Here is a 13,064-nt window from a genome sequence, read left to right on the forward strand (position 1 = left end):
CTTGAGTGTCACGGTTGGTCTGGCCAACTGAACCCTTCGAACCATCAACTGATGAAATATGGATGCTCGTCAGCGAGCGCCATGTCCGTGCATCCGCACATGCGCAGCGAGAGGGGGCGGGCGGACATTCATGGGCGACCGTGGCGCAGTGCGGATGCGGATATAGCGCACGCGAGTATGAATGCCGCATAAGAACGGTGACTTGTCGTGCACGCCAGTCGGCGCAACCCCTTCAAGTGGCTCAACTTTTGGTCGGCGTAATTGCGGTAGCTCCAGAATGCGGTCAGGTCGGCTGACTGAACACTGTTACCGGAGGCAATGTGCCGACGAAGCGCTCAACCTCGGCCACGCCGGTCTGGCCGCAGTTGCCCTGAGAGAGCTTTGATGTCGCAATCCCGGTGGTCAAGTTATTGACGTCGCCGTAGCAGTCCAGGCTACCGATTTCGCGCGGGTTCATCGGGTCGAACCAACCGCCCTCGTTAATGCGGATCACGCCAGGACGAATGTCCTCGGTGATTTTCAAGCCTGCCAATATCTGGCCGCGTTGGTTGAACACGCGCACTACGTCGCCGTCCGATAGACCGCGCGCCTTGGCATCTGCAGGATTCATCCAGCACGGCTCACGCCCCGCGATTGCATAGTGCTGACGATTAACCGTGCCGCACAGTTGCGAATGCAGGCGCATAGTCGGATGGTTGGCCGCGATATGCAATGGGAGCTTGGTCGTTGGCCCGCCTACGCGTTCGATAGGCTCCATCCAGGTCGCGTGCGGTGGGCAGTCGTCGTAGTGATATTTTTCGATGGCCTTCGAATACAGTTCGAACTTTCCTGAGGCCGTGCCAAGTGCGTTCAGGAGTGGATCGGCGCGGTAATCCGCATAGCGCACGAAGTCCACTTGAGCCGGGCTCACCGGAAATGCGAGCGGCTTGTTGGAGTTCCAGAACACGTCAAAGACGGGCATCTCCATCCCCATACCGCGGGATTCGATCTTCGCCGCCTCGTAGAGGCCGCGGACCCAGTCCATTTCCGTGCGGCCCTGGGTGAATTCGTACCCCTTGCCGAGCTTGGCCGCAATGGCCGCAAAAATGTCGAAATCGTTGCGAGCTTCGAAAACCGGATCGACAATTTTCTTCATCGGCACGATATGGCTGAGGGCATAGTCGCCGACCTGTTCGATGTCGTTTCGCTCATAGGAAGTCGTTGCCGGCAGCACGATGTCCGCATGGCGGGCCGTGGCCGTCCATTGCACGTCATGGACAATGAAGGTGTCGAGGTTGCGCCAGGCACGGAGCATCTCGTTGCGGTCCTGCTGGTGCGAAAACGGGTTACCGCCTACCCAGTAAGCGAGCTTGATCACCGGCAACTTGATGTCGTTACCATTGAATTGCATGGTCTTGCCAGGATTCAGCAAGGTCTCGACCAGACGAGAGACCGGGATCGACACCGCGCCGCTACTGGCCAGCCAGGCTGCGCCCTCTTGCTTCTGGCCCGAGGCGTCGTCGATCGACTTGAGAATCGGCGTCGTCGCGGTGGGAGCACCGCCGGACGCATAGTGATAGCTGAGGCCGTAGCCACCGCCCGGTAACCCGATCTGACCCAGCATCGAAGCCAACGTAATCAGCATCCAGTGAATCTGTTCGCCGTGGTGCTGACGCTGGGTCGAATAGCCGAGCGCCAGCATGGTGCGATGCTTGGCGAAGCGGTGCGCCAGATCGCGCAGCGTGTCGGCTTGAAGACCGCAAATCTGTGCTGCCCACTCTGCCGTCTTCGGCGTGTTGTCGCTGGTGCCCATCAAATACGGCAGGAACTTGTCAAAGCCGGTGGTGTAGCGGTCGAGGAATTTCTGGTCGTGCAAGCCCTCTGTGTACAACGTGTGGGCGATCCCCAGCATCATTGCGACATCGGTCTGCGGGTTCGGGGCCAGCCATTCGCCGTTCAGTGCCATGCAAGTTTCGGTGCGTACCGGGTCTATGCATAGCACTTTGGTCCCGGCCTTCTTCAGCGCCTCGACGCCGGGCCAGGCGCCGTGATCAGCGACCTGCCACGAAATCTGCGAATTGTTCAACGGGTTGCACCCCCAAAACACCATCAGCTCGCAGTTTTTTGCGAGGTTATTCCAGGTGGTGCATTGCTCATAGACCTCGAGCGAACCAGAAACGTACGGCAGAATCACTTGCGCAGCCCCGGTCGAATAGTCGCCCGTGCTGTTCGTGTAACTGCCGGTCAGATTGAGCATTCGTCGCAACAAGGTCTGGCAGTTGTGCAGTTTTCCAGGACTCTTCCAGCCGTAAGAGCCGGCGAACACGGCTTGCTGGCCATCTTCCTTGCGTACACGGGCGATCTCGAGGGCGACCAGGTCGATGGCCTTGTCCCAGCTCACGCGCACGAAGTCACCGCTGCCACGCCCGTCAGGATCTGCGCCAGGACCTTTTTCCAGCCAGGCACGCCGAACCATCGGATACCGGATACGTGATTCGGAATAGAGTGAATCGAGCACGCCAGGAAGCTGGGGAGAGGGAGCCGGGTCGCCCTGCCAGGGGCGGAATTCGACAGCTCGCCCGTCTTTGACGATGCCCTGGAAGACGCCCCAATGACAACCCGACAGAATGCCCTGTTGTCCGCTTTGCGCCTGCGTGGTTGCTCCACGTAACAGGATGGGCAGACCGGTGAAGCCCAACGCCATTGCCGCGGCAGTGCCCTTGAGGAAGGTACGTTTGGAAGCCGACGGACCGCCCGAATACATTGTGGCGTTGATACCCATAACCATTCTCCCCTCAGATTCGTGCCGGCGCGGCCGCTATGTCCCGATCGACCGCCACGAAGCGGTCTGGCGCGATTTGCTCAACCAGCGCGCTGAGGAATCGGGCAGCGTTGCCATAGAAGCTGGAACCCTCGGTCGCGATCAGTGCAGCCGTAAAACGTCCAGTCCAGTCGCGCATCTCGCTATGTAACGTCTGGATGGTGTCCACCCTGTTTTGTCGCAGCGCCTCGGCCAACGCCGCCAACTGCACCGCCACATGGTCCGCAGGCTCGGTACAGTCCGGAGCCATACGCACATCCAGATCGCGCAGCAGATGCTGCATGCGCTCGACCGCCGGGCCAAACAGACGCCCTGTCCCATCCCACACGCTGGCATAGGGCGGCGCGCCGCGTTGCCGAAACACGCCTTCGAACAAGGCTGTGTAGCGACGCTGCAGCGTCACAGTGATTTCGTCCGTCGTGCCAAGGGTCAACTCCAGACAGATCGATTCCGCCGCTTCCTGCTGATCCAGGACTACCCCGATCCAGTGCAGCGCGGCTTGCCCCTGAGCACCACGCATCGCGTGAAGCCGAGCCTTTTCGGGTGGCGCCATGAATTGCAGCGCCAACCACTCGGCCACGAAGGCCAGATCCGGCGTATCGGGAATGCTGCGATTCGTTACATCACTCATTACTGGTGCTCCCCGTTGCTGGTGTCGAGGTCCTTTGAGTGATTCTGCAAATACACCAGTATCAGGCGATACTGATCATCGGAGAACGAAGTGAAGCGTTTCATCGCCTTCAACGTGCCGATCCACTGATTCGCGGTGAAGTGATCCATCTGCGGCAGCACGTGGCAAGCGGAACATGCTTTCTGGAACGTGGTATGGCTGTAGTCCCAGACCGCCTCGCGGCTGGTGTTCAGGTCCGAGGCGCTCGACCAGGCGGCGATTTCCACAGGAACCCAGGACTGGCCGGTATCGGCATCCTTTTCAGGGGTGCCGCGTTGGAGAGCAGGCGCTGCATCATCAGCCAGCACGGCCATCATGACGCGTTGCCCCTTGGCCTGATAGACGACCGAGGGCGCATCCGCCATTTGCCAGCCCTTGAGCTCCAGCTGTACCTTGTCACCGTCACGCTTGGCTACGCGTACCAGGGCCCCGCCCAACAGTTTGCCTTGCTCGGGAGTTGATCCCCCCGTGTTGGCCTCGTTCAACCATATATTTTTCGCTGCAACCACTGTGGCTTCGGTGCCGTCACTGATCGCAGATTCCGGCGAGGTCGGCAGGTTTGGTTTTCCCCCGACGGCGTTCGGGAGCATCACCACTGCATCGGTGCGGTTGGGCTCCGGTACCCCCGGCGCGCGCAGATCCACCGCAGGAACATGCTTGAGATACAGCGCCATCGCCTGGAGATCACTGAAAGGCAGGCGGGAGGTATTTTTGATGACATCGGCCATGTCGCCATCAGCGGCCCGTCCGATCGGGCTGACGCCGGTATGCAGATAATTGGCGATTGACGCCGCCGACCAGAATCCGATGCCAACTTCGTCCGGTGTGATGTTCGGGAAATAACCGGTACCTTCCGGATTGGGTCCTCCGCCATAGCGCTGGCTCGATATCACATTACCCATGAAGGCCCGCGGCGAATGGCATTCAGCGCAATGGCCGGCCGCTTCAACGAGGTACTCGCCGCGCTTGTATTGAGCAGCATCTGCTCCCTCGGGAACCGCGGCCACTTCGCCGCGCTTACCATCCAGATACAGCAGGCGCCACATACCGACCCCGCGACGCATATTGAAGGGGAATTTAAGGTCGTGTGCAGGGACTGCATTGCTCACCGGTTTCAGCGTCATGATGTAGGCGTACAGATCGCGTACGTCCTCACCCGACAGGCGCTGGTAAGAGGTATACGGGAAGGCCGGATACAGGTTCCGGCCATCCAGCCCGCCGGGACCCACACCTTCGCGCAGCGCGCGGTCGAACTGCTCGAGTGTCCAGTTGCCGATACCGGTTTCTTTGTCGGGCGAAATATTCGGCATATGGAACACCCCGAACGCGGTGTCCAATGCTCGTCCGCCGCCAAGTAGGGTGTCATCGCTTTGGCGTTGCGTCATGTGACAGGTTGCACAATCCGCAGCCAGAAATACGTTGCGCCCGTTCTTCAGATTTGCATCCGCCAAACCGGGTAGCGTTGGAGTGGGGTGCGTCAATGACCACGTCCAGGGCGAAGTCAGTACAACGAAACCCAGCACACCCAACAGCACCACGCCGCCAACGATCTGGTATGCGGCCTTGCGCGGGATTGCCATACTGGCCTCCGGTATCGCTTGCAGGATGCCTGTTTAAACGAGCTTAGGTTGCCTGAAGGCATTGTCAACCTGAAACATCTGGCGCAATGAAGGCCCGGCGGAGATTCCTGCGTTCAAAGCTGTGGACGGGATTTAGATTGGAGTCCGTGCCGCTGGGCTGGGCCTATTCGGCACGCTGTTACCTAACCGACGGGAGCGTCCGATCGTTAATAGCGAACCCCGGGGCACTAACAGAACCTCGCCGCCGAAACCACGACATTCCCGGTGCTGCTTGCGACGGGAGCGACATTACCGCGCTCCAACGCTAGCGCGCGGTCGCGATATATCATTTCAGCGGAATCTCAGGCCGTTTTCGCGGAGTCCGTCATGGCAAGCGAATGGAAACGCCGCATAAGACTGTTTATCCAGCGTTTCTGGCAGCCAACCAGTGCCTGCATGACCTGCATGCCGGGAAGCTGGGGTAACGTCATGAGCCTTACCCATTGGGCGATTGCGTTCAAGACCGGGCTGCTCACCGGCGTGCTGGCCGTGCTGCTGACCTTCACACCCGCGGCGAAGTGGTACGCGAATCGCTACGCCAACGCACTGGTCGTCGGCTGCCTGACGGTGGTAGGCGACGCCTACTCCCACGCGAGTCACTATCGCATTCATGTTCTCGAACACATCGCGACGGGCGTTATGTCAGGCTTGTTTGCGCTCACTGCCTCGTACCTCTTCGAGGACCGGGGGCGCCGGATTCGCACTGTATGGACGCGTTTGTTCGGGTAAGCAGAGCACGTCAATCCACGCCGAAATCGCTACGTTCAAGTCGCCCTTGCACCCCTCGTTGATCCAATGGCCTGGGCCAGACCAATCGTCGTCCGGCATTATTGGTTGCGAAAAACGACAGAAAGCGGAACGTAACGCCCAGATTCGCTACCGCATATTGACGTTCGACACATTTCGCGACACGCACGAGGCGCTGTGCTAGTTTTGAAACGTACGCACCGGTTAAGTCTGTCAAAACAGATCCCATGCGAACGCTACACGAGTCCATCGTTCCGGAGCTGATCGGCTCCATCGTGTCCTTCGCTTGCGTTCCCGGCGGCGTGCTGCCCAATGAAATCGAACTCGCCCGTTCACGCGGCGTGAGCCGCACGGCCGCAAGCGAGGTGATCCAGAAACTCGCGGCACCCGGACTGGTCGAGGTGGAGCGGCTCTAGAGCACCACGTGCGACCGTCACCCTGGCGGGCGTGGGATCAGAGGAGACATCATGCGCAAACTTCGCTCGCAAGCCTGGTTCGGCCGCAACGACAAGGACGGCTTCATCCACCGCTCCTGGATGAAGAACCAGGGCATCCCGCACGACGCGTTCGACGGCCGCCCAGTGATCGGCATCTGCAATACGTGGTCGGAACTCACACCGTGCAACGCGCATTTCCGCGAGCTGGCCGAATACGTGAAGAAGGGCGTGCACGAAGCGGGCGGCCTGCCGCTCGAATTTCCCGTCATGTCGCTCGGCGAGACCAACCTCCGGCCCACGGCGATGTTGTTTCGTAACCTCGCGTCGATGGACGTCGAGGAGTCGATCCGCGGAAATCCCATCGATGGAGTGATCCTGCTGGTCGGCTGTGACAAGACCACGCCCGCACTCTTGATGGGCGCCGCGTCATGCAACCTCCCGGCGCTTGCCGTTTCCGGCGGACCGATGCTCAACGGGCGTTTTCGCGGGCACGACATCGGCTCGGGAACGGGCGTGTGGCAGATGTCCGAAGCCGTACGCGCTGGCACCATGACACAGGTCGAGTTCGTCGAGGCCGAATCGTGCATGAACCGCTCGCGCGGGCATTGCATGACGATGGGCACAGCGTCGACGATGGCGTCGATGGTCGAAGCACTCGGCATGGGCTTGCCGCACAACGCCGCGATTCCGGCCGTCGACGCGCGCCGCCAGGTGCTCGCGCATCTCGCGGGGCGGCGCATCGTCGAGATGGTCCGCGACGATCTCACGATGACGAAGATCCTCACGCGCGAGGCCTTCGAAAACGCGATCCGCACGAATGCGGCGATCGGCGGCTCGACGAATGCGGTCGTGCATCTGATCGCGCTCGCGCGGCGCATTGGCGTACCGCTTTCGCTCGAGGACTGGGAATTGGGCACGAACGTGCCGTGCCTCGTGAATCTCCAGCCCTCGGGCCAGTATCTGATGGAAGACTTCTATTACGCGGGCGGATTGCCGGCCGTGTTGCGGCAACTCGGCGAACAAGGGCTGCTGCATCGCAACGCGCTGACCGTCAACGGCAGGACGATCTGGGAAAACGTTCAGGATGCCGAAAATTATAACGAACAGGTCATCACGCCGTTCGGGCGTCCGTTCAAGCCGCACGCCGGCATTGCCGTGCTCAAAGGCAACCTCGCGCCGGACGGTGCGGTCATCAAGCCCTCGGCGGCGACGCCCGCGCTGCTGCGTCATCGCGGCCGCGCCGTGGTGTTCGAGAACGTCGAAGAACTGCACGAGAGGATCGACGACGATTCGCTCGACATCGACGAGCACTGCGTCATGGTCCTCAAGGGTGCGGGGCCGAAGGGCTATCCGGGCTTCGCCGAGGTCGGCAACATGCCGCTGCCGAAGAAGGTCCTGCAGAAAGGCATCACCGATATGGTGCGCATCTCCGATGGCCGCATGAGCGGCACCGCCTACGGCGCCGCCGTGCTGCACGTCTGCCCCGAAGCGGCGGCGGGCGGACCGCTCGCGCTGGTGCGCACGGGCGACATGATCGAGCTTGACGTCGATGCGCGCCGTCTGCATCTGGACGTGTCCGACGAAGAACTCGCCCGCCGCAGAGCCGCGTGGAAGGCCCCCGAGCTGCCCGAGCGCGGCTATTACCGCCTGTATGTCGAGCACGTCCTGCAGGCGAACGACGGCGCCGACCTCGACTTTCTCGTGGGCGCCAGCGGCGCGCCGGTGCCGCGCGAATCGCACTGACCCCGCACTGACCCCGCACTGACCCATCACGCCAGGCGCCGCACGCGGCGCCTGGCCGATCAACGCGTCAGTTTGATGAAGAAATCTGTCAAGCCCTTTCCAGGTCTAGCTCCAAGAGAAATTCTCAGCCAAACGTAAAAAAAGGGTTCAGATTGCTCCAGATCGTCCGATAAGCAGATTGGCCTGGCGGATTCCACCCGCCAGGATGGGATTTTGAGTAGCGAAAGAGACCAGGAATTCTGAAAGTGAAACGTACATCGTTAAATCAAAAGGCTTGGAGCATCGTCGCCCTGTTGTGGATCTCGCTGGTCGTTCTGGTCGTCGCGGACGCGATCATGACGCGCCAGAGCCTGTGGAGCGAGCGCCAGGACATGCTCGCACAGCAGACCGAGACTGCCATGGGCGTGGTGACCTTCTATCAGAAGCAGGCCGCGTCCGGCCAGCTCTCCGCCGACGACGCAAAGCGCCAGGCCATCGCCACGCTGCGCGGAATGCGCTATGGCGCTGACCAGAGCGGATACTTCGGCATTTACGATTCGCAGTACATGGGCGTGCTGATCCCGCCCAAGCCCGAACTCGAGAACAAGAGCCAGGCCGACATGGTCGACCCGGAAGGCACGCACGTAGCCGTCGAGATCGTGAAGAGCTCGTTGCCGGGCGGCGATCACATTAGCCACTACGTGTGGCCCAAGTCGGGTAACAGCAGCCCGGTCGACAAGATCACTTACGCCGAGACCGTTCCTGATTGGGGCTGGCACCTCTTCACGGGCGCCTATGTCGACGACATTCAGGCCGCGTTCCTCAGCGCGCTGATGCGTAATCTGGCGCTCGTGGTGGTTATCGGCGTGGCGGTCACGCTCGGCATGCTCTGGCTGATCCGCAACATCCGCACGAGCCTCGGCGGCGAACCCGCTTACGCCACCGAGATCTGCACGCGCATCGCCTCTGGCGACTTCACCACCCAGGTGAAGCTCGCGAACGGCGACAACGGCAGCCTCCTCTACGCGATGGGCCAGATGCAGAAGCAACTCGTGGATACGGTGCGACGCATCCAGACGTCCGCCGAGTCGATCACGACCGGCTCCAACGAAATCGCCACCGGCAACCTCGACCTCTCCTCGCGCACCGAAGAGCAAGCCGCCTCGCTCGAAGAGACCGCCGCGAGCATGGAAGAGCTGACCGCCACGGTGAAGCACAACACCGACAATGCGCGCCAGGGCAACACGCTGGCCGTCAACGCATCCGAAGTCGCGGCACGCGGCGGCGATGTCGTGCGCCGCGTCGTGAGCACGATGCACGAGATTTCGTCCACGTCGGAACGGGTCGAGCAGATCATCGGCGTGATCGACGGAATCGCTTTCCAGACCAACATCCTCGCACTCAACGCCGCCGTGGAAGCAGCGCGTGCGGGCGATCAGGGACGCGGTTTCGCTGTCGTCGCCGCCGAGGTCCGCAGCCTCGCGCAACGCAGCGCCAGCGCCGCGAAGGAGATCAAGGAACTGATCGGCCAGTCGGTCGCGCAGGTCGTGGAGGGCTCGAAGCTCGTCGACGAAGCAGGCACGACCATCGATCAGGTCGTGGTGTCGGCTAAACGCGTCGCGGACCTGATGGGCGAAATCGCGGCGGCGTCCGAAGAGCAGCACTCGGGCATCGAGCAGGTCAACAAGGCTGTCTCGCAGATGGACGAGATGACCCAGCAGAATGCGGCGCTGGTCGAACAGGCGTCGGCGGCAGCGCAGGCGATGGCCGCGCAATCGCAGGGCTTGCGCGAAGTGGTGGCGGTGTTCCGGATCGGCGGCGGAAATGCGATTTCGGCACCCGCTGCCGCGAAGCCGGTGAGGACCGCAGCCAAGCCCGCGGCTAAGCCGATGGCGTCGCGCGAACCGCAGCTTAAACCAAAGGCGAGCGCAGCAGCAGCCAGCCCGCGTCAGACGCAAGCACCGGTTGCTCCGGCTCCCGCGCCCTCCCCCGCATCGGCATCGAGCGACTGGGAGACCTTCTAACGTTTCCTGCGCGAGGCAGCAAACGTTGGCTGCCCCGGTTCGAGCGACCACGCATCGAGCCGGGGCCAGTTACCGACATTGGCGCCAGACACCGGGCGAAATGCCCGGGAATCGAGTAATGCGACCCTGGACTGAACCTCAGTCCTTGCCATCGCGAACGATCTCGCGAAGCCGGAATTTCTGGACCTTGCCCGAAGGCGTTTTCGGCATCGAGTCGATAACGAGCAAACGCTCGGGGATGTACTGCAAAGCCACCTTGTTCATTTTCAGGAACTCGACGACGGCAGGCATATCGAGGTTTGCGCCCGGCTTTTGCACCACCACCGCGCAGGCACGCTCGCCGAGCCGCGGGTCCGGATAGGCGACGATCGCGACGTCGCTGATCTGCGGATGGCGAAATAGCAGGGCCTCGATCTCGACCACCGGAATGTTTTCGCCGCCACGGATAATCATGTCCTTATTGCGGCCTGCGATACGCAGATAGCCGCTTGCGTCGACGTAGGCCATATCGCCGGTGTCGAACCAGCCCTCGGCATCGACATTGTTCAGGTGCGGACGGTTCAGGTAGCCGGCGAATCCCGAGCTGGTGCGCACAAGCAAACGGCCGATCACGCCGGGCGCGGCAAGTCGATCGTCGTTGTCGAGCACCTTCAGTTCGGTGCCGGGCAGCGGGGTGCCGTCGGTGTTGAACGAACGCTCGTCGGGATCGTCGAGGCCGGTCAGCGTCACCGCGCCCATTTCGGTCATGCCCCACGCCGATACAACCTTGGCGCCCAGCGCGGCACACGCGCGCTCGACCAGCGGCCCCGGAATCGGCGCACCCGCGCACACGAAAGTGCGCAGGGTCGGTACGCCGCTGCGCTGCTCCGACACGGTCGCCGCCAGGTCAGTCAGGAACGCAGTCGAGGCCATCGTGAACGTGACACGTTCGTCGTTGATCAGGCGCATCGCTAGCGCCGGATCCCAGACGTCCTGTAGCACCACGCGGGCACGCAGCATGATCGGCATCATCAGTCCGTACATGAAGCCGGTCTGGTGCGCCATCGGCGAGGCCATGAGGATCACGTCGGCCGGGGTCAGGCGCATCGCCGGCGCGTAGGGAACGATGTTCGCCATCAGCGTGTTCGCGGTGTGCATCACGCCCTTGGGCTCACCGGTCGTACCCGAGGTGTAGAGCAGTTGCGTGACCGCATCCGGGCCGGGCCGCGCGGCGGTCAGGACAGCCTGCGCGTCGGGCGCGGTTTCCCAGCCGGGATCGGAGAGCAAGGCCTCGAAGCTGTGCGGCGCCGGGCGTCCATCCTGCCCGGCGCCGATTACCACCAGGTGTTCGAGATCGGGCAACTGCTCGCGCAAACCGTCAAGCATCGCTTCGTAGTCGAAATTGCGGTAGCGCTTCTGGACAATCATCACCTTGCTGCTTGCGTGTGTGAGCATGAACGTCAGTTCGCGCTCACGAAAGATCGGCATCAGCGGGTTGACGACCGCGCCGATGCGCGAGCACGCCAGATACAGCAGCGAGAACTGCCAGCAGTTGGGCAACTGCATGGACACCACGTCGTCACGACCCACACCGAGCCGCGCCAGGCCGACCGCGATGCGGTCCGCCATGCGCGCCATCTCGCGATACGTGAACTGCGTGCGCGCGCCGTTGTCGGCGCAGACAGCGGTCAACGCGATCTGGTCAGGGCATTGCGCGAGCGCCTCGTCCAGCGCGTCATTGATCGTGCGGTCCGGCCACCAGCCCTTTGCGATACTCTGCGCGCGGCGAGGCCCGATCAGTACGGGATCGAACTTCATGCCATGTCTCCAGGATTTTTATTGAGGCTTCGAGGCAGTCGGGATCAGGCCGGTACGGCATCGCGGCCGGCGTTGGTGCGCGCGATGATGGTCTTCATGATCTGTGCCGTGCCATCGCCGATCTGGAAACCGAGTACATCGCGCAGACGCTGTTCCATCACGCCCCGGTCATAGCCGCCATGACCGAACGACAGCAGGCATTGATGAATCACGTCATACGCCAGCTTGGGTCCCCACCACTTGCACATGGCGGCTTCGGCCGTGTGCGGCAGATGGCGATCCTTGAGCCAGAGCGTCTGCAGACACATCAGGCGCGCGGCCTCGACCTGGGTTTCGTACTCGGCGAGCGGGTGCGAGACGCCCTGGAACGCCGACAGTGGCTTGCCGAACGCTTCTCGCTGCGCCACGTATTCCCACGTTTCCTCGAGGCTGACCTTGGCGACGGCCAGCACTTGCAGGCCGATCAGCGCACGTGAGAAATCGAAGCCCTGCATCACCTGCACGAATCCCTTGCCTTCCTCGCCGAGCAGATGGTCGACCGGCACGCGCACGTTCTCGAAGAAAATCGATCCGCGACCGATGGCGCGCTGGCCATGGCAGTCGAAACGATTGCGCGTGATGCCGGGCAGGTCCATCGGCACGAGCAGTGCGGAAACGCCGCGCGCGCCTTCTTCGACTGTGCCGCTGCGAGCGAACACCACCGCAGCGTCAGCCTGATCGGCGGCCGAGATCGAGGTCTTTTCGCCGTTCAGGACGTATTCGTTACCCACGCGCTCCATCTTCAGGCGCAGATTGGCCGCGTCGGAACCGCCGCGCGGCTCGGTCAGCGCAATCGCGAAGAGTGCGTCACCCTTGGTCAGGCGTTCGAGCCAGGGTTTCGCGACTTCGGGGCGGGCGTGGTGCGCAAGAATCTGGCCATTGAGCGAAGCCAGCAGGTTGATATACGACAGGCTCAAGTCCGCACGCGCGATTTCCTCATGAATCACGCCGGCTGCGAGACAACCCAGCCCCTGACCGCCGAACTGTTCCGGTAGTTCGGGCGTGATAAAGCCCATTTCACCCATCTGGCGCATGATCGCGCGGTCGAGCACGCGCGTCTTGTCGCGCTCGAGAAAGCCCGGCGCAACCACTTCCCGGGCAAAGCGGCGGGCATGCTCGCCGAGCGCCATCAAGTCTTCGTCGAGATATGGATTCACGATTGTGTTCCCAGGTGATGAACCGCTTCCCACCCGGTGGGAGCCGGCACGG

At 62.2% G+C, this 13,064-nt stretch carries 9 protein-coding genes; 4 read left to right on the top strand and 5 right to left on the bottom strand.

Annotated features, from left to right (window positions below; all coding sequences use genetic code 11):
* Nucleotides 1–283: 283 nt before the first annotated feature.
* From torA to D1Y85_RS18345, 3 genes are read right to left on the bottom strand one after another with little or no spacing between them, the layout of a single operon-like run.
* Nucleotides 284–2,761, bottom strand: coding sequence for a trimethylamine-N-oxide reductase TorA (gene torA / locus D1Y85_RS18335; protein WP_124152499.1), 2,478 nt, complete (start codon nt 2,759–2,761; stop codon nt 284–286).
* A gap of 13 nt (nt 2,762–2,774) precedes the next feature.
* Entirely contained in the window at nt 2,775–3,431 is a 657-nt protein-coding gene (locus tag D1Y85_RS18340; protein ID WP_124152500.1) for a TorD/DmsD family molecular chaperone, read from the bottom strand.
* Nucleotides 3,431–5,050, bottom strand: coding sequence for a c-type cytochrome (locus D1Y85_RS18345; protein WP_124152501.1), 1,620 nt, complete (start codon nt 5,048–5,050; stop codon nt 3,431–3,433). Before D1Y85_RS18345 ends, D1Y85_RS18340 begins: the two co-directional genes overlap by 1 nt.
* Nucleotides 5,051–5,416: 366 nt before the next feature.
* Between D1Y85_RS18345 and D1Y85_RS18350 the strand changes: the two genes are divergently transcribed.
* The 4 genes from D1Y85_RS18350 to D1Y85_RS18365 all read left to right on the top strand — a co-directional run bounded on the left by D1Y85_RS18350 (nt 5,417) and on the right by D1Y85_RS18365 (nt 10,019).
* Complete coding sequence (locus D1Y85_RS18350) at nt 5,417–5,818, top strand: hypothetical protein (RefSeq protein ID WP_124152502.1); 402 nt, start codon at nt 5,417–5,419, stop codon at nt 5,816–5,818.
* A 245-nt stretch (nt 5,819–6,063) separates the two neighbouring features.
* Nucleotides 6,064–6,252, top strand: coding sequence for a GntR family transcriptional regulator (locus tag D1Y85_RS18355; protein WP_124152503.1), 189 nt, complete (start codon nt 6,064–6,066; stop codon nt 6,250–6,252).
* A gap of 51 nt (nt 6,253–6,303) precedes the next feature.
* Nucleotides 6,304–8,016 carry an IlvD/Edd family dehydratase gene (locus D1Y85_RS18360; protein ID WP_124152504.1) on the top strand — a complete coding sequence of 571 codons (1,713 nt, stop codon included), beginning with the start codon at nt 6,304–6,306 and terminating at the stop codon, nt 8,014–8,016.
* A gap of 245 nt (nt 8,017–8,261) precedes the next feature.
* Nucleotides 8,262–10,019: a methyl-accepting chemotaxis protein gene (locus tag D1Y85_RS18365; protein ID WP_124152505.1), complete on the top strand. Its 1,758-nt coding sequence runs from the start codon at nt 8,262–8,264 to the stop codon at nt 10,017–10,019.
* A 138-nt stretch (nt 10,020–10,157) separates the two neighbouring features.
* Here the strand turns inward: D1Y85_RS18365 and aliA are convergent, their stop codons facing one another.
* A complete protein-coding gene (gene aliA / locus D1Y85_RS18370) occupies nt 10,158–11,816 on the bottom strand; it encodes a cyclohexanecarboxylate-CoA ligase (RefSeq protein ID WP_124152506.1) in 1,659 nt (552 codons plus the stop codon).
* A gap of 44 nt (nt 11,817–11,860) precedes the next feature.
* Entirely contained in the window at nt 11,861–13,012 is a 1,152-nt protein-coding gene (gene aliB / locus D1Y85_RS18375) for a cyclohexanecarboxyl-CoA dehydrogenase (protein WP_124152507.1), read from the bottom strand.
* Nucleotides 13,013–13,064 lie beyond the last annotated feature (52 nt).

The sequence above is a fragment of the Paraburkholderia dinghuensis genome, assembly GCF_003837865.1.
GTDB classification, from domain to species: Bacteria; Pseudomonadota; Gammaproteobacteria; order Burkholderiales; family Burkholderiaceae; genus Paraburkholderia; species Paraburkholderia dinghuensis.

Excerpts from the sequence above, each read along its gene's own strand:
- torA (WP_124152499.1), bottom strand. The coding sequence starts at position 2,761 with ATGGGTATCAACGCCACAATGTATTCGGGCGGTCCGTCGGCTTCCAAA.
- D1Y85_RS18340 (WP_124152500.1), bottom strand. The coding sequence starts at position 3,431 with ATGAGTGATGTAACGAATCGCAGCATTCCCGATACGCCGGATCTGGCC.
- D1Y85_RS18345 (WP_124152501.1), bottom strand. The coding sequence starts at position 5,050 with ATGGCAATCCCGCGCAAGGCCGCATACCAGATCGTTGGCGGCGTGGTG.
- D1Y85_RS18350 (WP_124152502.1), top strand. The coding sequence starts at position 5,417 with ATGGCAAGCGAATGGAAACGCCGCATAAGACTGTTTATCCAGCGTTTC.
- D1Y85_RS18355 (WP_124152503.1), top strand. The coding sequence starts at position 6,064 with ATGCGAACGCTACACGAGTCCATCGTTCCGGAGCTGATCGGCTCCATC.
- D1Y85_RS18360 (WP_124152504.1), top strand. The coding sequence starts at position 6,304 with ATGCGCAAACTTCGCTCGCAAGCCTGGTTCGGCCGCAACGACAAGGAC.
- aliA (WP_124152506.1), bottom strand. The coding sequence starts at position 11,816 with ATGAAGTTCGATCCCGTACTGATCGGGCCTCGCCGCGCGCAGAGTATC.